Raw genomic sequence first — 20,240 nt, 5'->3', positions numbered from 1 at the left:
TCGGGTCCGTCGGGTCCGTCGGGTCCGTCGGGTCCGTCGGGTCCGTCGGGTCCGTCGGGTCCGTCGGGTCCGTCGGGTCGCTCGGGTCGCTCGGGTCGCTCGGGTCCGTCGGGTCCGTCGGGTCCGTCGGGTTGGGCGTGAGGAGCTGGGCGTCGAGTCCAGTGCTCGCCCCCGAGTTGGCCAGCTGGATGCTCGCCGCATCGGTCAGGGCCGCGCGGTTGTTCCAGTACTCCGTCACGCCGGACGCAGGATCGACGAAACCCAACGTGTAACCCCCACCCGGAAGACCGCCGAGATCGTAGTAGCCCTCATCGTCCGCGGTCACTGACTGGAACACGATCCAGGCACCGTCCTGCTTCACGTAGGCAGTCACCACTGCAGCAATGCCGAGACCGTCCGTTCCGGTCACCTTGCCCGTCATGTGAGCGGCGCCGCCGAGGGCTGCCGGCTCCAGCACGAGGTTGCCCTTGCTGACGTCGATCGGCTCGGCCTCGGCCGCCCGAGTCTTGTCGTTGTAGAACTCCGTGGAATAGGTGCCGCTCGGGTCGTAGTAGCGAACCCGGTACGTGCCGCTCGACAACTTCCCGACGCTGTAGCTGCCGTCCGCCCCGGTGGAGTCGGAGTCGGCAGTGCTCCACAGGTCGAGGTTCTCGTTCCACTTGAGCGTCGCCACGTGAATGCCCGCCAACGGCGACCCGTCAGGAGTGGTCACGATCCCCTTGATCCTGGCCGGCTGCCCGATCGCGTCGGCCGGACTCGCGAACGCGACGAGGGACGAGAGCCCCACGGTGGCGGCGAGTGTCGCCCCTGCGACCTGACGGATGCGCTGGTTCATGCTGTCCCCTTTGGTGTCCGGTGCCTCGGTGCGGCGCCCTTCTCCTCGAAACTAGGTATGTCGCTGCACGGCGGGGCCCGTGAGGATGTCTGCTTGACGTGGCGTGGGAGAGCAGTGGGGATCCGGGCTAGTCCGCCCGTATGCGCTGTTGCCGAGTGCGACGCACAGCATCTGTGGGTGCGCGGACACCGGAAATGCGCAGTGGGAGCTGAGTCACCAGGTGACTCAGCTCCCACTGGAGATTTCGACGTCCAGCGAGCCGATCAGGCCGCCTTGGCCATGCGACGGGCCTGCTGCTCGAGACGGGCCTGGGCGGCGCGACGGATCTTGGGGCCACCGGTCGCCATCTTGTAGAGCAGCTTGAACTGCTCGGGCGCGTTCTTGGCGTTGGTGGTGGCCAGCCAGCCGTTGGGCAGCGACAGCCGCACGACCTTGTGCCAGGCCGAGTAGACCTGCGGCACGAACGGGCGCGTGTGGTAGTTGAGGTCGTACTTGTCGAAGAGGGCCTGCACCTTCGGCGCGATCTCGGCGTACCGGTTGGACGGCAGGTCCGGGAACAGGTGGTGCTCGATCTGGTGTGACAGGTTGCCGCTCATCAGGTGCAGCGCCTTGGAGCCGGAGATGTTGGCCGAGCCGAGCATCTGACGGACGTACCAGTCGCCCTTGGACTCACCCTCGATGGAGCGCTTCTCGAAGGTCTCGACGCCCTCGGGGAAGTGGCCGCACAGGATGATCGAGTTGGACCACAGGTTGCGCACGATGTTGGCGGTGAAGTTGGCCGCGAGCGTGGGCAGGAACGAGCCGGTCGGGATCGACAGCACCGGGTGGGCGACGTAGTCCTTGGTGACCTGACGGCGGATCTTGCCGAGGACCTGCTTGGCCCGGCGGCGGAACTCCGGGTCCTTGGTCTGCTTCTTCTTGATCACGGCGCCGAGGTCGAGGTCGTAGGCCGCGATGCCGTACTCGAAGAACACGGCGTTGATGAAGCACCAGATCGGCTGGCCGAGGTGGAACGGCGTCCAGCGCTGGCCCTCGTCGACGCGCATGATGCCGTAGCCGAGGTCGTTGTCCTTGCCGATGACGTTGGTGTAGGTGTGGTGCAGCTCGTTGTGGCTGTGCTTCCACTGCTCCGACGGCGAGGCCATGTCCCACTCCCAGGTGCTGGAGTGGATCTTGGGGTCGCGCATCCAGTCCCACTGGCCGTGGAGGATGTTGTGGCCGATCTCCATGTTGTCGAGGATCTTGGCGACGCTGAGGCCGGCGGTGCCGACGACCCAGGCGGGCGGGAACGCGCTGAAGAGCAGCACCGCGCGCGAGCCGAGCTCGAGCTTGCGCTGGCGGTCGATGAGCTTGCGGATGTACGCCGCGTCGTCGGCGCCGCGGTCGTCGAGGATGCTCTGGCGGATCGCGTCGAGCTCGACGCCGATGGCCTCGATGTCGGCCTCGGTGAGGTGGGCGATCGGGCTCTGGGCCTGCTTCTGGATCGTGGTCATGTCAGTCCTTCCGGTTCCTCGGTGGTTGAGGTGCGAGTGCAGCGAGCCTCGAAACCACGAGTGGGGCGAGGGGTCAGTGGTCGATGTGGCAGGGGCCGGCGGCGGCGTTGATGCAGGTCTGGACCTTGATGGCCCCGGACTCACCGGGGATCGCGGTGGTGATGGCGCCGTTGCGCAGATCGCGCACCGAGCCCTCCTTCAGCGGCAGCACGCAGCCCATGCAGATGCCCATCCGGCACCCGCTGGGCATCAGGACACCCGCCTCCTCGGCGGCGTCGAGGATCGGCGTGGCGCCGTCGAGCTCGAGCGTGGTGCCGGAGGAGAAGGCGACGGTGCCACCCTCCCCGGCCTCGACCCGGGTGGTGCGGAACTGCTCGGTGGTGAGCTCGAGGCCGGCGGCCTCGTGGTGCGCGGCGAGGGCGTCGAGCAGCCCAGCCGGTCCGCACGCCAGGGTGCGGCGCTCGTGCAGGTCGGGGACCAGCTCGGCGAGGTCGGCGACGTCCAGGACGCCGTGCTCGTCGTCGTACCGCGCGACCAGGCGGATCGCGCCGGCGTCGGCCAGGGCGTGCAGGTCGCGGCTGAAGATCGAGTGCGGCTCGCTGGGCGCGACGTGGACGACGACGATGTCGAGGTCGTTGCTGCGCGGCAGGCGCAGGACGCCGGAGTCGGTGCTCGGGAAGAGGTTGCGCAGCATCCCGATGACCGGGGTGATGCCGGAGCCGGCGGTGACGAACAGAAGCCGGTCGTGGTCGCTGCGGAGCACGAACTCGCCGTCGGCCTGCTCGAGGTGGACGATCGTGCCCGGTCGGGCCTCGTGGACGAGGTGGTTGCTGACCAGGCCGTCGGGCACGGCCTTGACGGTGATCGAGATCCGGCCGTCGGCGCGGGGGCCGTGGGTCAGCGAGTAGGCACGCCACTGGCGGACCCCGTCGACGTCGATGCCGATGCGGAGGTACTGGCCGGGCACGTGGCCGGCCCAGTCGGCGCCGGGGCGGATCACGATGGTGGCCGCGTCGGCGGTCTCCGGGTGGATCTCCTCGATGCGCCCGCGCAGGTCGGCGCCGGAGCGCAGCGGGGCGAAGAGGTCGAGGTAGTCGGCGGGGAGCAACGGCGTGGTCGCGGCCTCGGCGAGACGGACCGCGCGGTCGCGCAGGTCGCGGACCAGCGGTCGGTCGCGACCCGAGGCGGGGGACAGGAACGTCGTCATGGGACAACACTCCCTGTTCCGGCCCGCGAAGTCCTGCCCGGTGCACGTGAATCAGATCCGGGTTATTGTTCGAAACGAACAAACAATCGCCGAGGAGGGCCCATGGCCGACCGAGTTGTGCGACGCGCCACACAGATTCGCTCCGATCGTGCCACGCCGGTACCCACCGTCGTACGCCTCGACGAGGACGTCGTGCGCCTCATGCGCGACGAGCTGGCCGAGGTCGCGGACCGGGCGGTGGGGGCCATCACCGAGGAGGTGCCAAGCTACGCCGGGCAGTTCAGCGGCGCCATGGGCGACCGGATCCGCCAGGCCGTGCAGCTCGCGCTCGGCGGCTTCCTCACCCTCGCCACCCGCGAGGACGCCGGCACCCCGATGGCCCCGGCGCTCGAGGGCGCCTACCAGCTCGGCCGTGGCGAGGCCCGCAGCGGGCGGAGCATGGAGGCCCTGCTCGCGGCGTACCGGATCGGCGCGCGCGTCTCGTGGCGCGACCTGTCGCGGACCGCGGTGGACGCGGGGGTCGAGGCCGAGCAGCTGTCGCGCTTCGCCGAGCTGGTCTTCGCCTACATCGACGAGCTCTCCGCCTCCAGCGCCGCCGGTCACACCGACGAGCTGGAGAGCACCGGCCGGGTCCGGCAGCGCAACCTCGACCGGCTGGCCCGCGCCCTGGTCACCGGAGCCGCGGCCGATGCGGTGGTCGCGGCGGCCGAGCGGGCCGACTGGGAGCCGCCGACCGCGCTGAGCGCCGTGCTGCTCCCGGAGTCGCAGGTCTCGCACGCGGTGACCGCCCTCGACCCGCGCACCCTGCACCCCACCGAGGAGGTGCCCGGCGTCCCCGACGGGCTGGCCCTGCTGCTCGCCCCGTCGAAGGGCACCGACTCGGCCCGCGCCGGGCTGGTGCGGGCGCTGCGCGGCACGACCGCGGTGATCGGCCCGACGGTGCCGTGGCTGGAGGCCGCCCGGTCGCACGACCGCGCGGTCCGCGCCGCCACCCTCGGGATCGAGGGGGTCGTCGACACCGACGCCCACCTCGGCGCGCTGCTGCTCGCCGCCGACCCGGAGACCCGCGCCGACCTGCGCGCCCGCGTCCTCGCCCCGCTCGCCGACCAGCGGCCCTCGACCGCAGACAAGCTCGCCGAGACCCTGCGCGCCTGGGTGCTGCACCAGGGCCGCCGCGACGCGGTCGCCGAGGAGCTGTTCATCCACGCGCAGACCGTGCGCTACCGCGTCGGGCAGCTGCGCGACCTGTACGGCGACCGGCTGGAGGACCCGCAGTTCGTGCTCGAGGTGACGCTGGCGCTCGCGTGAGCTCGGGTAGTCCGTGACGAACGGACCCCGGGATCTCGATCTCAGGGGTCCGTTCGTCACGGACTACCCCAGAAATCAGCGCTGGTGGGCCACCCGGCCGTCGACCCAGGTGGCGACGACGTGGTCGGCGAAGCCGAGCAGCCGGGCCGCGTGGGCGGCGTCGCCGGCACCGTCGAGCGGGTCGGCCGCGAGCAGCAGGAGGTCGGCGCGGTGGCCGGGGGCCACGGTGCCGAGGCCGTCGGTCGAGGCGGCCAGCGCCTCCCGCGGGGTGAGCGACTGCTCGGGGTGCCACGGCTCGCGCTCGTCGCCCGAGCGGTGCACGGCGGCCGCGACGGCCAGCCACGGGTCGAGCACCGAGACCGGCGCGTCCGATCCGAGCACCACGTCGACGCCGTCGTCGAGCATCCAGCGCAGCGGGAAGCACCGCTCGGACCGACCGGGCCACAGCCGCTCGGTGACGTCGCGGTCGTCGATGAGGTGGGCGGGCTGCACGCTGGCGCGCACGCCGAGCCCGGCCATGCGGCGTACGTCGTCGCGCGTCGTGAGCTGGACGTGCTCGATGCCGCCCCTGGCCCCGGTCTCCTCGAAGGCGTCGAGCGCCTCGGTCACCGCCCGGTCGCCGATCGCGTGCACGGCGACGTGGATGTCGTGCTCGGCGGCCCGGCGCAGCAGCGTGCGCAGCTCCTCGGGCGTCTGGTTGGGCTGGCCCTCGGGGAACCCGTGGACGGCCTTCTCCGCGTAGGGGTCGCAGCACCAGGCGGTACGGGTGTTGAGCGAGCCGTCGCTGATGATCTTGAGCGGCCCCATCGTCAGCCGGCGGTCACCGTCGAGCGGGTCGCCCGAGCGCAGCCCGCGGGAGATGACGTCCTCGAGGCCGTCGGCGTAGCACGCGTGCCGCACCCGGATCAGGTCCGCGCCGCCCGCCCAGCGCTCGGCCCAGTCGGCGACCCCGCCGCTGAACTCGAAGTCCACGACACCGACGACGCCGAGCGCGGCGGCGTTCTCCATGGTCCGGCGGTAGGCCTCCGGGCCGGTGCCGTCGGTGCCCAGCACGGTCGAGAGCCGGCCGTAGGCCATGAACCACTCGGCCTCGCTCACCACGCTCTGCCGGGTGGGCAGCGCCAGCATCTGCAGGGCGACGGTGTTGAGCCAGCCGTGGTGACCGTCGCCGGCGATCAGCACGATCGGCTGCTCGGTCTCGATGGCGTCGAGGTGGGAGGTGATCGGGACCTCGTCCCACGCGGTCGGCCGGTGGCCCCAGCCGATGACGGGCAGGTCGGGCCACTCCTCCAGCCGCTCGCGGACCAGCGTGACGGCCTGCTCGGCGGAGCGGGCGGGCGCGAGGTCGAGGCGGGCGCTGGAGAGCGTCCACTGGGCCAGGTGCACGTGCTGGTCCCACAGGCCGGGCATCAGCCAGCCGCCCTCGGCGTCGACCACGCCGTCGTACGCCGCGGGCCCGCTCGCCGCGGTCTCGTCGCCGAGGCCCGCCCCGACCCGGGTCACGAACCCGTCCTCGACGAGGACGTCGACCAGCTCCTGCGGAGCAGGCTCGGTGAGGGGCACCAGGCGGGCGTTGCGGATCAGCATGAGCCCACCGTAGGACGGGCGAGCCGGCGACTCAGACGTGGCGTCGGGACTGGACCACCCGGAAGCGCGAGGCGACGTACGCGCCGTCGGTGTAGGACGCGTTGGCGGCGGGGTTGGCGCCGGTGCCGTGGAAGTCGCTGAAGGCCGCCGACTGGTTGACGAAGACCCCGCCGAGGAGGTTCTCGCTGAGCGCGACCCCGGCGTCGAGGGCCGCGTCGCGCATCTGCTCGACGACCTCGTCGGAGGTGGAGTAGACGGCGGCGGTCATCGCTCCGTGGCGCTGCACGGTGTCGCGGAAGAGGTCGATGGACTCGTCGGTGCCCGCGGTCTCGATGAGGTAGGCCACCGGCCCGAAGCACTCCGACTCGTAGACGTCGGAGTCGGCCGCGGTCAGCCCCACGAGGGTGGGCGTGCGCACGGTGGCGTCGGCGTACGACGGGTGCGTGACGTCGCGCCCGGCGACCAGCACGCCCGCGCGGGAGCGGGCGGCCTCGACGCGCTCGACGACGGCCGGGGACACCATCCCGCCGAGCAGCTCGACGGCCTTGGCGTCCTCGCCGAGGAGCCCGTCGAGGGCCTTCTCGATGCCCTGGGCCACCTCGGCCGGGGACACGGTGCCGTCCGGGGTGCCGATGCCGGCGGCCGGGAGGTAGAGGTTCTGCGGGGCGGTGCACATCTGGCCGGAGTAGAGGGCCAGCGAAAAGGCGAGGTTGCGGCACATCGCCGGCAGGTCGCTCGTCGAGTCGATCACGACGGTGTTGACGCCGGCCTTCTCGGTGAAGACCGTCGCCTGGCGGGCGTGGGCCTCGAGCCAGTCGCCGAAGGCGTTGCCGCCGGTGAAGTCGACCAGCCGGACCTCGGGGCGGGTGGCCAGCGTCGCGGCCAGCTTGTCGTCGGGCGCCTCGGTCGCCAGCGTGACCAGGTTGCGGTCGAAGCCGGCGTCGGCCAGCACCTCCTGGCAGGCCTGGACCGTGATCGCGAGCGGCAGCACGGCGCCCGGGTGCGGCTTGACCACGACCGGGTTGCCGGTGACCAGGCTGGCGAAGAGGCCGGGCCACGAGTTCCACGTCGGGAAGGTGTTGCAGCCGATCACCAGCGCCACGCCGCGCGGGACGACGGTGAAGGTCTTCTCCATGGTGAGCGGGTACTTGCCGGGCTTCTCCCACACGGCCGTCGCCGGCGTGCGGGTCATCTCGGTGTGCGCGTAGGCGATCGCCTCCAGGGCCCGGTCCAGCGCGTGCGCGCCCCCGGCCTGGAAGGCCATCACGAAAGCCTGCCCGCTGGTGTGCTGGACCGCGTTGGCCAGCTCGAAGATGCGCCCGTGCAGGCGGTCGAGGATCTCCAGGCAGACGGCGGTGCGCCCGTCGGGGCCGGCGTCGCGCCAGGCCTTCATGCCCGCCTGAGCGGCCGCCATCAGGGCGTCCACGTCGCTCGCCCGCGGGTAGGTGATGCCGAGGTCGATGCCGTACGGCGACCGCTCGGTCGCCACGGTGCCGTCACTGCCCGGCGTCTCGAGCGGGAACGGCCGGTCCAGCAGCGCCTCGAACGCCGCCTTGCCCTCGGCGGCCGCGGACTCGCCGTACACGCGGGGCGACGGGGACTCGTCGAAGGCCGAGTAGTAGGTGCGGGCGGCGCTGGCGGCGACCGCGGCGTCGAGGCGGGCGCGGTGACGGTCGAGGCTGACGAGCGGGCTGGAGGTCATGGGGACACTGTCTCGCGATGTGACGCCTCCGCGCAATCTCGACCGGCGCGTGTCATACGACCTGCGGCGGCTCTGGGGTAGTACCGGACCTTCGGGTGGGAGTCGTCGGCGCGTCGCCACCCGAACGTCCGGTACTACCCCGCGAGGGAGGGACGACGCCTGCCGAGGCCGGGCCACCCCACCGCTTATGGTCTCCCCATGGGTTGGCGGGGGTCAGCGGCAGCGGTGGCGCTGCTCGTGGTGGGGATCGTGGGCGGGTACGCCGCGTCGTACGCGCTCGAGCCCGACCCCGCGACCGAGAGTGCGCCCGCCCCCGTGATGGCCCAGTCCCCCAGCGTGCCGGTCGACCCCCTTCCGCCCGGCGACGCGCAGCCGTCGGTGCCCCGGCTGGAGACCGACCTGCCGATGCGCGAGGGACGGATGGGGAGCCAGCGGTTCCGGCTCGTCCACCCCGTCCCGCGCGGCTGGGCGCGGATCTACAACGCCCCCAACGAGGCGAAGTGGAAGAAGGCCGGCAACCCGGACAACACCTACCTGCTGCGCATCGAGCAGGTGCAGTCGGCCAACGACAGCATCGAGGAGACCCTCACCGACCGCATCCAGGACCTGCAGGAGGAGGAGGAGCGCTTCAGGGTCGAGAAGCGCACCGCCAACACCCTGGAGTTCACCTACGCGTCCGACGGCTTCCTCCGCCACGGCTTCCTGACCTGGCTGGACCTGCGCGGCACCGGCTTCGCCGAGGTCGAGATCGCGGTCACCGGCCGTGAGGTCGACGCCCGTGGCGCCCGACAGCTGATCGCCCGGGTCGCCGCCGGGATGCGGCAGGCGTGACACCGCTGCTCGCACGCTGGGAGGAGCGCCGCACCCGGCGCCGTCTCGACCGCTTCGTGCGGGATGCCGTCCGGCCCTGCGTCGTCCTCCGCGGCGGCGACACGGTGCCGGCGGGCCGGCCGCCGGCGACCCTCGTCGACGACACCGCGCCACCGCCCGCGCGGGCGATGCGGCGGGCCGCCCGGCTGATCTGGCACGTCACCCCGGGCGGGCAGTACGTCGTGGTGGCTGCCGACGAGCCTGCAGCCATCCGGATCGAGGCCCAGTGGCGCGCCCTGGAGGCGGGTGAGCGCCCGACCGTGCGGATCCGCCCACGGCTGCGGCGGGAGCTGCGGCGGACCATCGGCGGCGTACGACGCGACGGCCGCCTCGTGGTCGTCGACAAGGTGGGCGCCAGCCTGCTCAAGGTCGGCGAGACAAGCGCACCGACCGTGACCCGCCGCGCCGACGTCGCCCTGCAGGTGCTGGCCCGTCACGAGGAGTCCGTCTTCACCCCGGCCCGCACCGTGACCTCGCGCGGCACCGGCGGCGGCGAGGCCCTGACCTCCTGGCGGGTGCCGCCGTCGGAGGTGCGGCGGTGGACCGGCGACGTCACCCTCCACGAGGGGATGGTCGTCGCCGCCGGCGCGACCCTGCTGCCCGAGACGTTCAAGTGGTTCGAGCACGAGCCGCTCGCCAACGAGCGCCTGCGGGACATCACGCCGCGGTTCGCCCGGCTGCGCAACGAGCCGACTGCACCGGTCCGGCGCCTCGAGGGCAGCCACTACTTCTTCGAGTACAAGAACTCCGGGCACTACGGACACCTGATGACCGAGGGCCTGGCCAAGCTCTGGGGCTGGGAGGAGGCGAGGCGCCACGACCCCGACGTCCGCCTGGTGGTGCGGCGGCACCGCCGCGACCGCGGTCGTCCCACCGTCCGGCCGGACGTCGCGGTGCTGGCGGCGTACGGCATCTCCCTCGACGACGTGGTCTGGCTCGAGGAGCCGGTCGTGGTCGACACCCTCTTCACGGCGACCCCCCAGCTCCACAACAAGGAGCCCTACTCGATCGACCCGCGCATCACCGAGGTCTGGGACCGCGTGCTGCACGGCCTGCTCCGCAACGCGCCCGAGCCGTCGGGTCGCGAGCGCATCTTCGTGACCCGACGCGCCGGTCACCGGTTGTGCCACAACTGGGCCGAGGTGGAGGCGGAGTTCACCGACGCCGGCTTCGGCGTGGTGGACCCGTCCCGACACGCGCTGCCGGAGCAGGCCCGCCTCTTCCACGACGCCCGGGCCGTCGGCGGCTTCGGCGGCACCGGGATGTTCAACCTGGTCTTCGCCGACCAGGCACCGCCGGTCGTCGTGCTCAACCACGCGGCGTACGACGCGCGCAACGAGGAGCTGATCACGGCCGCCCGCGGCAGCGACCTGCACTACCTGTGGAGCGCCCCGGACCGGGACCACCCGGCCGGCGGCTTCGACTACCGGGCGTTCCAGTCACCCTGGCGCTTCGACGTCGAGCAGCACGGGCAGGCGCTGCGCGCCCTCCTGCGCGACCTCTGACCTAGCCCATGCCGTAGAGCTCGACCGAGTCGAGCACCCGGTAGGCGGTGGGGCGGTCCGCGGCGCGCACCTGCACCCACAGCAGCTGGTTGGCGGTCGCGTGCACGACCCGCTCCACGGTGACCCCGTCGTCGCGGCCGGCGAGCGTGCACCCGGTGAACGTGGCGGTGAGGGCGTCGTCGCCGTCGCGATCGTGCTCGATCGGCGGGTCCGTCGGATCGTCGCACTCGGGGTGCTGCGGCATCCGGGTCGGCAGGTCGTTGCCCCGCATCAGGCCCGCGAAGACGCCGTGGCCCGGGTCCTCGTCCTCGTTCCACCCCTCCCCGGTGCCGGCCGAGAGCGCCGCCAGCTCGCCCGACGAGTCGGGCGGCACCCACGCGCGGGTGTTGACGGCGGCCGTCCACCGCTCCGGCACCGTGACCCCGATCCTGGCCTGCGAGTCCATGATCTGGCGCTCGGTCGCGTTGACCCGCTCGAGGGCGTAGCCGCCGAGCAGGCCGACCACCAGGGCGGCCGCCCCGACGAGGGCCCACCGCCGGCGCGTGGAGGGGCGCTTGTCCTCCGCCGGTTCCTCGGCGGACGCGAGCGGGTCCCGGGCGAGCTGGGTGAGGCTGGGGTCGGGCGGGATCCACGCGGTCGGCGCCTCGTCGGCACCGGCGAAGGATTCGTCGAGGGCGGCCGTCAGCGCGGCGACGAAGGCCGGGACGTCGGGGAAGCGGTCGGCGCGGTCCGCCGCCAGGCCCCGGCGCACGACCTCCTCGACCGCCTCGGGCAGGCCGTCCCCCATCGGTGCCGGGGGCGGCGGGTCGGCGGCAGCGGTCAGGGAGGCGTGCTCGTACGGAGCGCGGCCGGCGAGCAGGAGGTAGGCCAGGGCGGCCAGCGAGAACTGGTCGGCCCGGGCGTCGAGTGCCTCGCCCTGCGCCTGCTCGGGGGCGACGAACTGCGGCGTGCCGCCGATCATGGTCAGCCGCGACGACATGTCCATCGCCTTGCCCAGCCCGAGGTCGCCGAGCATCGTGCTGACCCGGCTGTGGCCGTCGGGCTCGACGGTGCGGAACAGGACGTTGGCCGGCTTGACGTCGCGGTGCAGCACCCCGCGCTGGTGCAGCGCGTGCAGGCCGGCGCCGACCTGGCCGATCACGTGGACCGCCTGGGCGCGGGTGAGCGGGGACAGCGCGAGCCGGTCCGCGAGGGTGCCCTGGTCGGCGTACGACATGACGAGGAAGGGGCGCCCGTCGGGCAGCTCGCCCGCGTCGTACACGCTCACGACGTGCGGCGACTCGACCCGGCGCAGGAACCGCCCCTCCTCGAGGAAGCGCTGGCGGACGTGGAGGTCCTCGGTCCAGTTGTCGGCCAGCACCTTGATGGCGACCGGGGAGTCGAGCTGCTCGTCGTGGGCCAGCCACACGGTGGCGAACGCACCTGCCCCGATGCGTCGCCGCACCGGGTAACGACCGAGGGACGAGGGAGCGGACACACCTGCATTATGTTGCAGGTGTGACGCCTGACGACATCGATGACCTCGCGCGGCGCGCCCGCGACGGGGATCGCGACGCCCTCGAGGCGCTGCTGGGGGAGGTCCGCCCGCGGGCGCTCAACGTGTGCCGGGGGGTGCTGCCCTACTCCGGCGACGCCGAGGACGCCTGCCAGGAGGCGCTGCTCAACATCGCCACCAAGATCGGGTCGTGGCACGGCAACGGCCGCTTCACCACCTGGATGCACGTCGTCGCGCTCAACAGCGCCCGCTCGACCTACCGCCGGCTCAAGAACCAGGCCGTGCCCACCGACTTCGACGGCGCCCACCACCACGAGCGTCCCGACCCGCGCACCACGTCGGTCATCGCCGGCACCCGCCTCGACCTGCTCGAGGCGATGGAGACCATCGAGCGCGACCACCCGCAGTACGTCGAGCCGCTGATGCTGCGCGACGTCTACGGGCTGCCCTACGACGAGATCGCCCGGCTCGTGGGCGCCCCGCTCGGCACCGTCAAGGCGCAGATCCACCACGGCCGCAAGCTGGCCCGGCCGCTGCTGCGGGGCGAGGCGTGAGACACCTGCGGCAGGGTACGACGGCGCTCGCCGTCGCCGCCCTCCTCGCGCTGGGTGGATGCACCGGCTCGACCGAGTCGTCCGAGCCCTCCTCGTCCCCCTCTGCCGCCTCGGACGCCCCGACCGCGGAGGCGGTCGAGCCCGACCTGGCGCTCGCCGAGAGCTCCCCCGTCGAGGACTCCGTCTACCCCGGCGTCGGCCACCCCGACGTCGACGCGCTGCTCTACGACCTCGACCTCGCCTGGGCCCCTGACCAGCGCACGCTGACCGGCACGGCGACGCTCACCTTCCGCGCCGCCCGCGACACCCCCACCTTCCGCCTGGACCTGGCCCGGCCCCTCGAGGTCGCGAGCGTGACGCTCGACGGCGACGAGGCGGCGTACCGGCACCGCGGCAAGGACCTCGTCGTCCGCTCGCCGATCAGCGAGGGCGACCAGCACGAGCTCGTCGTGGAGTACGCCGGGCAGCCGCGCCCGGTCCCCGCCCCGACGACGCGCGGCGACTTCTCCACCGTCGGCTTCACCGTGACCGACCGTGCCGAGGTCTGGACGATGCAGGAGCCGTACGGCGCCTACTCCTGGTATCCCGTCAACGACCAGCCCTCCGACAAGGCGCTCTACGACATCTCCGTGTCGGTGCCGTCCCCGTGGACCGGGATCGCCAACGGGCGGCTGGTCTCGACGTCGTCCTCCGACGGTCCGTCCGGCGAGGAGCTCACCACCACGCGCTGGCAGCTCGACGAGCCGGCGGCGTCGTACCTCGTCACCCTCGCCATCGGCGACTACACGCACCGCTCCAACACCGCCACCAGCGGGCTGACCGTCGACTACTGGATCCCGCGCGGCCTGCCCGGGGCGTACGACGACCTCAAGGTCGCCGCCAAGGCGGTCGACTGGATCGAGCAGCGGCTGGGGCCCTACCCGTTCAGCTCGCTCGGCCTCGTGCTCACCGACTCGCAGAGCGCGATGGAGACCCAGACGATGATCACGATGGGCAACACCGAGTACGTCCGCTCGGCGCCCGTGGTCGTGCACGAGATCGTGCACCAGTGGTACGGCGACCAGGTGTCGCCCGCCGACTGGAGCGACGTGTGGCTCAACGAGGGCATGACCATGCTGATGCAGGCGCTCTACGAGGCCGACCGCGGCGGCTACGACGTCGGGGTGCAGATCGCCGAGTGGCGCGGGGTCGACCAGCAGCTGCGCGACGAGTACGGCCCGCCCGGCGCCTACGACCGCCAGCAGTTCGGCGGGTCCAACATCTACTACTCGCCGGCCGTCATGTGGGACGAGCTGCGGCGCGAGGTCGGCGACGAGAAGTTCTTCGAGGTCGCCCGGTCCTGGCTCACCGACCAGGACAACCGGTCGGTGACCCGCCAGCAGGTCTACGACCACTGGGAGGGGGAGACCGGGCTGGAGCTCACCCGCTTCTTCGACGCCTGGATCACCGGGCGGACCACGCCGCCCGAGGGGCTCATCGGCGCCTGAGTCGGGCGCCCTTTTCGGGGTAGTCCCGTGCGTAGTTTGGGACGAAATCGACGGATTCCGGCCGTCCCGCCCACCAGATCGTCCCAAACTACCCCGGAGGGAGCGGCCGGGTTTTCGCCCACCGCGAACCCCCTTGCGACTGCCCGCCGACGCGGGTGAGGTGGGGTCATGCGACTCCTCGTCCTCGGCGGCACCCGGTTCCTCTCCCGCGAGATCGCGACCCGGGCGGTGGCCCGGGGCTGGGAGGTGACGTGCGCCTGCCGCGGCGAGTCCGGCACGGTCCCCGACGGCGCCACCCACCTGCGCTGGGACCGCGCCGACGACGCCCCGGACGAGCTGAGCGACGGCGGGTGGGACGCGGTCGTCGACGTCGCCCGGCTGCCCTCGCACGTACGCCGCGCGGTCGCGGCCGTCCCGGACGCCCACTGGATCTTCGTCTCGACCGTCAACGTCTACGCCGACAACAGCTCGCCCGCCACGGAGCCGCTCGTCGAGCCGGTCACCGACGACGTCGACCTCGCGACCGACCCCGAGGCGTACGGCGCGATGAAGGTCGCCTGCGAGTCGATCGTCCGCGAGGGGGCCGTCTCGTCGATGGTGGTGCGCCCCGGGCTCATCGCCGGCCCCGGGGATGGGACGGGCCGCTTCGGCTACTGGCCGGCCCGGCTGGCCCGCGGCGGCGAGGTGCTCGCGCCCGGCACCCCGGACGACGTCGTGCAGGTGATCGACGTACGCGACCTGGCCGAGTGGGTCCTCGACGCCTGCGAGGCACGGACGACCGGGGCGTACGACGCCGTGGGAACGCCGACGGCGATCGGCGACCTGCTCGCGGAGGTCGCTGCGGGGGTGGGCGCCCCTGCACCGCTGCTCACCTGGGTGGACGGGTCGTTCCTCGAGGAGCAGGGCGTCGAGCACTGGGCCGGAGACGGGTCGGTGCCGCTGTGGCTGCCACGACCCGACTACGACGGGATGATGTCGCACGACCCCGGGCCGGCCGTCGCGGCCGGGCTGCGGCTCCGGCCGGTCGGCGACACCGCGCGCGACAGCCTCGGCGGTGAGGTGCACGGGATCTCCGCCGAGCGCGAGGCCGAGGTGCTCGCCGCCTGGTCCTCCCGCTGACGCGCCGACCGGGGACCCGCATCGGCCCGACGCCGCGGCACCGGGCCGCTCTCGTTCCCCACGACGCGGGCCGGGGAACGGGATCGGCCCCGGGTCGCCCCGAGAACCCGATCCGGTTCCCCGGCCCGGCGTGCGGTGTCGCGTCAGAAGAGCAGCGCGCTGCCCGGGTCGCCAAGGATCCCGGCCACGTCTGCGAGGAAGCGTGAGCCCTTCTCCCCATCGATGTGCCGGTGGTCGAAGGACAGCGCCAGCGTGGTCACGTCGCGCACCACGATCTCGCCCTCCTCGGACACCCACGGCCGCTTGTTGATCGCACCGAAGCACAGGATCGCGGACTCCCCGGGGTTGATGATCGGGGTGCCGGCGTCCACGCCGAAGACGCCCACGTTGGTGATCGTGAACGTCCCGCCCGCCATCTCGGCCGGCTGCGTCTTGCCGTCGCGGGCCGTCGCGGTCAGCTCACCGAGCGCACCGGCCAGCTCGACCATCGACATCGCGTCGGCGTCCTTGACGTTGGGCACGACCAGCCCGCGCGGGGTGGCCGCGGCGATGCCGAGGTTGACGTAGCTCTTGTAGACGACCTCCTGCGCGGCGTCGTCCCAGTAGGAGTTGATCTCCGGGGTGCGCTTCATCGCCAGCAGGACCGCACGGGCCAGCACCAGCAGCGGGCTGATCCGCACGTCCTTGAGCTCGCGCCGCGCCTTGAGCCGCTCGACGAGCTGCATCGTCGCGGTCACGTCGACGGTGACCCACTCGGTCACGTGCGGGCTGGTGAAGGCCGAGTGGCTCATCGCCTGGGCCATCATCTTGCGCACGCCCTTGATCGGCTCGCGGGTCTCGCGCGGTGCCTCGTCCGTACGACGCGGGGTCGGCGTCTCGGTCGCGGGCGACCAGCCGTTGTCGGTCCCGCCACCGGCGGCGGCCGCCTCGACGTCGGTGCGCGTGACGACGCCACCGGCCCCGGAGCCGAGGAGCATCGACAGGTCGACGCCGAGGTCCTTGGCCAGCTTGCGCACCGGCGGCTTGGCCAGCGCACGGACGTCGGCGTGCGGCGTCTGCGCGGCGGCGGGCACGAGCGCCTCCGCCGGCTCAGCGGCCGGACGGGGAGCCGCCGAGACGGCCGGCACGGCCGGCTCGTCGACGGGCGCGACCTCGTCGGTCCGGGCTCCACCGGGCGCGAACGCACCCTGGAGCTGCAGCTGGGTCTGGGCGCCGGCGGCGGTCCGCGGCGTGGCCGATCCCTTGCGGGCCCGGCGCTGCGGGCCGCGCTCGGCCTTGTTGCGACCGACCAGCGACTCGCCCTCGCCACCGCCGGACGCGGCCGGGTTGGAGAGGTCCATGTCGGAGAGGTCGACCTGCGTCTCGCCGGCCTTCTGGGCCATGCCGAGGTAGGGGTCGGACTCGGTCTGCGGCGCCGCGGGTGCGGCCGCCGCGGCGGCGGCCTCGTCGGCCGAGCCGATGGAGATGATCGGCGTGCCGACGTCGACCATCTGGCCCTCGTCGACCATCAGCGCGAGCACCGTGCCGGCGTAGGGCGACGGCAGCTCCACGATGGACTTGGCGGTCTCGATCTCCACGATGATGTCGTTGATCTCGACCGAGTCGCCGGCCTTGACCTTCCACGACACGATCTCGGCCTCGGTGAGGCCCTCACCCACGTCGGGCAGCTTGAACTCGCTCATCAGAACTCCATGCTCCGGTCGACGGCGTCGAGGACCCGGTCGAGGTCCGGCAGCCACTCCTCCTCGATCCGCGACGGCGGGTAGGGGGTGTCGAAGCCGCCGACGCGCAGCACCGGGGCCTCGAGGGAGTAGAAGCACTCCTCGGTGATCCGGGCCGACAGCTCGGCGCCCATGCCCAGGTTGACGTGGGCCTCGTGGACGACGACGGCGCGGCCGGTGCGGCGTACGGACTCGAAGACCGGCGCCATGTCGAGCGGCGAGAGGGTGCGCAGGTCGATGACCTCGAGGTTCTTGCCCTCGGTCGCGGCGGCCTCGGCCGCCTTGAGCGCGGTCTTGACCGTCGGGCCGTAGGCCAGCAGCGTGGCGTCGGAGCCGGCGCGGACGGTGCGCGAGGTGAAGAGCGGGTCGGGGGTGGCCGACTCGTCGAGCTCGGCCTTGTCGGCGTGGTACTGCCGCTTGGGCTCGAGGAAGATCACCGGGTCGTCGCACGCGATGGCCTGCTGGATCATCCAGTAGCCGTCGATCGGGTTGGAGCAGGCCACGACCTTGAGGCCGGGCGTGTGCGCGAACTGCGCCTCCGGGGACTCCGAGTGGTGCTCGACCGCGCCGATGCCGCCGCCGAACGGGATGCGGATGACCATCGGCATCTTCGACCTGCCCTGCGAACGGAAGGTCATCTTGGCGACCTGGCACACGATCTGGTCGTAGGCCGGGTAGACGAAGCCGTCGAACTGGATCTCGACCACGGGACGGTAGCCGCGCAGCGCCATGCCGACCGCGGTGCCGACGATGCCGGACTCGGCCAGCGGGGAGTCGATGACGCGGTCCTCGCCGAAGTCCTTCTGCAGGCCGTCGGTGATCCGGAAGACGCCGCCGAGCTTGCCGACGTCCTCGCCCATGATGAGGACCTTGGGGTCGTCCTCCATCGCCTTGCGCAGGCCCATGTTGAGGCCCTTGGCGAGGGTGATCTTCTGCGTCGTGCTCATCAGTGGCCCGCCCCTTCGAAGGAGTCGAGGTATGCCCGGTAGCCGTCGCGCTGGGCGGCGAGCTCGTCGGTCATCTCGGTGTAGACGTGGTCGAAGACGCTCATCGGCTGCGGGTCGGGCAGCGCCTTGCAGCCCTCGCGCAGGTGGTGGCCGAGCTCATCGGCCTCGGCCTTGAGGTCCGCGAAGTACTGGTCGTCGACGAGGCCGTTGCGGCGCATGTAGACCTCGAGGCGGGCGATCGGGTCCTTGAGCTTCCAGTGCTCGAGGTCGTCGCTCATCCGGTAGCGGGTCGGGTCGTCGGTCGTGGTGTGCGCACCCATCCGGTAGGTGTACGCCTCGACGAGGGTCGGGCCCTGCCCGTCGCGGGCACGCTGCAGCGCGGCCTGCGTCACGGCGTACGTCGCGAGGACGTCGTTGCCGTCGACGCGAACGCCGGGGAAGCCGAAGCCGAGCGCGCGCTGGTAGAGCGGGATTCGGGTCTGGCGCTCGATGGGCTCGGAGATGGCCCACTGGTTGTTCTGGCAGAAGAACACCACGGGAGCGTTGTACGACGCCGCGAAGATGAAGCCCTCGTTGACGTCGCCCTGCGAGGACGCACCGTCACCGAAGTGCGCGATGACCGCGGAGTCGCGGTCGGGGTCGCCGGTGCCGACGACGCCGTCGCGCTGCATGCCCATCGCGTAACCGGTGGCGTGCAGCACCTGGGCGCCGATGACGATCGTGTAGAGCCCGAAGTTGTTGTCCTTGGGGTCCCACGCGCCCTGGTCGACGCCACGGAAGAGGCCGAGCAGGTCGAGCGGGTCGATGCCGCGGCAGTAGGCGACGCCGTGCTCGCGGTAGGTCGGGAACACGTAGTCCTGCGGGCGCAGCGCGCGGCCCGCGCCGATCTGGGCCGCCTCCTGGCCGAGCAGCTGGGCCCAGATGCCGAGCTCGCCGTGGCGCTGGAGCGCGGTGGCCTCGGTGTCGATGCGCCGCGTGAGGACCATGTCGCGGTGGAAGCCGCGCAGCTCCTCGGCGGAGAAGTCGTGGTCGAACTCGTCGTGGTGGACGCGCTCACCCTCCGGCGTCAACAGCTGGACGAGCTCGGGCCCGCCGTCCTGCTGGCTGGGTCCGAAGACCTCCACCAGGTCGGGGCCAAATCCTCCGGGGTCGCTCATGGCACTCCTTCGTGCGGCTAGCAGCGTCTCGGGGTCACCGGGATCGCCGACGGCTCTGGTGCGGTCGCGGGCGTGTGTGACCCCGACCACATGGTGCCCGCACGGTATCGAGCAGGCCAGCACGGGCGCCAATCGGGCCCACGATCAAGGCGTGCTTGGATCTCCCGGTGCTCCGACCCCCGGCCGTCCTGGTCGCCCTCCTCCTGGCCCTGACCTCCGCCCTCGGCTCCGCCTCGACCTCCACTGCGACCGTCTCAGTGGCCTCCTCCGCCGCCTCCTCCGCCGCGCCGGACCGGCCGCGTCCCGTCCTCACCGGCGACTTCGCCGACCCGGCGGTGGCGGTGCTGGGATCGGGGTACGTCGGGTTCTCGACCGGCAGCCTCGTCCCGCGGGCCGTCTCGGACCGTCCCCGCGGCGCGTGGCGGGCGGCGGGGCGCGGGCTCGTCCGGCTCCCCTCCTGGTCGCACGCGGACGGCGACGTGTGGGCCTCCGACGTCGCCCGCGTCGACGGCTGGTGGCTGCTCTACTTCGCCGCCCCGGTGCGCGGGATCGGCAAGTACGGCCGCTGCATCGGCGTCGCCCGCTCCCGCACGGCGCTGGGCGGCTTCGTGCCCGTGGGTGGCCGACCGCTGGTCTGCCCGTCGTACGCGAAGGCCCCGGCCGCCGGCGACGACGTGCCCCAGCCCGACCGCTCCCTGCCGCGCGCCGGGGTGATCGACCCGTCGCTGTTCGTCGAGGACGGGCGCCCGCACCTGCTCTACAAGACCGACCGCATCCCGTCGTCGATCCGGGTGGTGCCGCTGACCCGGTCGGGCATCCGGGTGGCCGGGCCGTCGGTGGAGCTGCTCCGCCGCGACGGCGTGCTGGAGAACCCGGTGGTCGTGAAGCGGCCCGAGGGCTACGTGATGCTGCTGTCGCAGGGCGACTTCGGGCGCTGCTCCTACCGGACCGTCTGGCGTCGGTCGGCCTTCCTGCTCGACTGGTCGGCGGCCGAGGAGGGCGTCCTGCTCGACCGGGCGAGGACCGGTCTGTGCGGCCCGGGCGGCGCCGACGTGAGCGCAGTGCCGCGAGGCTCGCGGCTGCGGCTCTTCCTGCACGCGTGGACGTGCGAGCGACGGCAGTGCCCGGCCGGGGTCGACCTGGTGAAGAAGCGCTCGAAGCTCGGGTCGCGGCGCCCGATGTACGCCGCGGAGCTGGCGTGGCCGGGCGGCGTGCCGACCGTCTCGACCTGGCGCTGACCGCGCGGTGACTTG

At 72.6% G+C, this 20,240-nt stretch carries 16 protein-coding genes; 7 read left to right on the top strand and 9 right to left on the bottom strand.

The genetic code is table 11. The features are described 5' to 3' along the window. The 3 genes from ASG88_RS23980 to ASG88_RS21325 all read right to left on the bottom strand — a co-directional run. The coding region (locus ASG88_RS23980; protein WP_235534950.1) for a carboxypeptidase-like regulatory domain-containing protein at window positions 1-835 on the bottom strand (835 nt) is incomplete at its 3' end. 263 nt (window positions 836-1,098) lie between these two features. Next, the gene (locus ASG88_RS21330) at window positions 1,099-2,328 is read right to left on the bottom strand and encodes a fatty acid desaturase family protein (protein ID WP_056889466.1); all 1,230 of its coding nucleotides are present in this window, start codon (window positions 2,326-2,328) and stop codon (window positions 1,099-1,101) included. 73 nt (window positions 2,329-2,401) lie between these two features. Then, a complete protein-coding gene (locus ASG88_RS21325) occupies window positions 2,402-3,535 on the bottom strand; it encodes a ferredoxin reductase (protein WP_056889465.1) in 1,134 nt (377 codons plus the stop codon). 102 nt (window positions 3,536-3,637) lie between these two features. Here ASG88_RS21325 and ASG88_RS21320 point away from each other — a divergent pair, with 102 nt between their 5' ends. After that, a complete protein-coding gene (locus tag ASG88_RS21320) occupies window positions 3,638-4,843 on the top strand; it encodes a helix-turn-helix domain-containing protein (RefSeq protein ID WP_082600855.1) in 1,206 nt (401 codons plus the stop codon). A gap of 75 nt (window positions 4,844-4,918) precedes the next feature. Here ASG88_RS21320 and ASG88_RS21315 read toward each other — a convergent pair whose 3' ends face one another. Both ASG88_RS21315 and paaN read right to left on the bottom strand, forming a co-directional pair. Further along, complete coding sequence (locus ASG88_RS21315; protein WP_056889464.1) at window positions 4,919-6,430, bottom strand: amidohydrolase; 1,512 nt, start codon at window positions 6,428-6,430, stop codon at window positions 4,919-4,921. A 31-nt stretch (window positions 6,431-6,461) separates the two neighbouring features. Beyond that, window positions 6,462-8,132: a phenylacetic acid degradation protein PaaN gene (gene paaN / locus ASG88_RS21310; RefSeq protein WP_056889463.1), complete on the bottom strand. Its 1,671-nt coding sequence runs from the start codon at window positions 8,130-8,132 to the stop codon at window positions 6,462-6,464. Between the two features lie 198 nt (window positions 8,133-8,330). On the opposite strand from paaN, the gene ASG88_RS21305 reads away from it, so the two are divergent. Both ASG88_RS21305 and ASG88_RS21300 read left to right on the top strand, forming a co-directional pair. Then, window positions 8,331-8,963 carry a hypothetical protein gene (locus tag ASG88_RS21305; RefSeq protein WP_157559876.1) on the top strand — a complete coding sequence of 211 codons (633 nt, stop codon included), beginning with the start codon at window positions 8,331-8,333 and terminating at the stop codon, window positions 8,961-8,963. After that, window positions 8,960-10,507, top strand: a complete 1,548-nt coding sequence (locus ASG88_RS21300) for a glycosyltransferase family 61 protein (RefSeq protein ID WP_056889461.1) — start codon at window positions 8,960-8,962, stop codon at window positions 10,505-10,507. Before ASG88_RS21305 ends, ASG88_RS21300 begins: the two co-directional genes overlap by 4 nt. 1 nt (window position 10,508) lies before the next feature. On the opposite strand, the gene ASG88_RS21295 is transcribed toward ASG88_RS21300, so the two are convergent. Further along, window positions 10,509-11,984 (bottom strand): serine/threonine-protein kinase, encoded by a 1,476-nt coding sequence (locus tag ASG88_RS21295; RefSeq protein WP_082600854.1) that lies wholly within the window; start codon window positions 11,982-11,984, stop codon window positions 10,509-10,511. 20 nt (window positions 11,985-12,004) lie between these two features. On the opposite strand from ASG88_RS21295, the gene ASG88_RS21290 reads away from it, so the two are divergent. The 3 genes from ASG88_RS21290 (at window position 12,005) to ASG88_RS21280 (ending at window position 15,162) form a co-directional block, all read left to right on the top strand. Further along, window positions 12,005-12,556, top strand: coding sequence for an RNA polymerase sigma factor (locus ASG88_RS21290; RefSeq protein ID WP_200956539.1), 552 nt, complete (start codon window positions 12,005-12,007; stop codon window positions 12,554-12,556). Continuing rightward, a complete protein-coding gene (locus ASG88_RS21285; RefSeq protein ID WP_056889458.1) occupies window positions 12,553-14,043 on the top strand; it encodes a M1 family metallopeptidase in 1,491 nt (496 codons plus the stop codon). The genes ASG88_RS21290 and ASG88_RS21285 overlap by 4 nt, the downstream gene beginning before the upstream one ends. A 168-nt stretch (window positions 14,044-14,211) precedes the next feature. Continuing rightward, window positions 14,212-15,162 (top strand): NAD-dependent epimerase/dehydratase family protein, encoded by a 951-nt coding sequence (locus tag ASG88_RS21280; protein ID WP_056889457.1) that lies wholly within the window; start codon window positions 14,212-14,214, stop codon window positions 15,160-15,162. 143 nt (window positions 15,163-15,305) lie between these two features. On the opposite strand, the gene ASG88_RS21275 is transcribed toward ASG88_RS21280, so the two are convergent. The 3 genes from ASG88_RS21275 to pdhA are packed head-to-tail and all read right to left on the bottom strand — an operon-like array spanning window position 15,306 to window position 18,987. Continuing rightward, entirely contained in the window at window positions 15,306-16,844 is a 1,539-nt protein-coding gene (locus ASG88_RS21275; protein ID WP_056889456.1) for a dihydrolipoamide acetyltransferase family protein, read from the bottom strand. Then, window positions 16,844-17,830 carry an alpha-ketoacid dehydrogenase subunit beta gene (locus tag ASG88_RS21270; protein WP_056889455.1) on the bottom strand — a complete coding sequence of 329 codons (987 nt, stop codon included), beginning with the start codon at window positions 17,828-17,830 and terminating at the stop codon, window positions 16,844-16,846. The genes ASG88_RS21275 and ASG88_RS21270 overlap by 1 nt, the downstream gene beginning before the upstream one ends. Then, the gene (gene pdhA / locus ASG88_RS21265) at window positions 17,830-18,987 is read right to left on the bottom strand and encodes a pyruvate dehydrogenase (acetyl-transferring) E1 component subunit alpha (protein ID WP_056889454.1); all 1,158 of its coding nucleotides are present in this window, start codon (window positions 18,985-18,987) and stop codon (window positions 17,830-17,832) included. Before pdhA ends, ASG88_RS21270 begins: the two co-directional genes overlap by 1 nt. A gap of 167 nt (window positions 18,988-19,154) precedes the next feature. Here pdhA and ASG88_RS21260 point away from each other — a divergent pair, with 167 nt between their 5' ends. Continuing rightward, a complete protein-coding gene (locus ASG88_RS21260; RefSeq protein WP_056889453.1) occupies window positions 19,155-20,225 on the top strand; it encodes a family 43 glycosylhydrolase in 1,071 nt (356 codons plus the stop codon). Window positions 20,226-20,240 lie beyond the last annotated feature (15 nt).

Source organism: Nocardioides sp. Soil777, from assembly GCF_001428425.1.
In the GTDB taxonomy this organism is placed as follows: domain Bacteria; phylum Actinomycetota; class Actinomycetes; order Propionibacteriales; family Nocardioidaceae; genus Nocardioides; species Nocardioides terrigena.
This window is presented reverse-complemented; position numbering and strand designations above follow the sequence as displayed.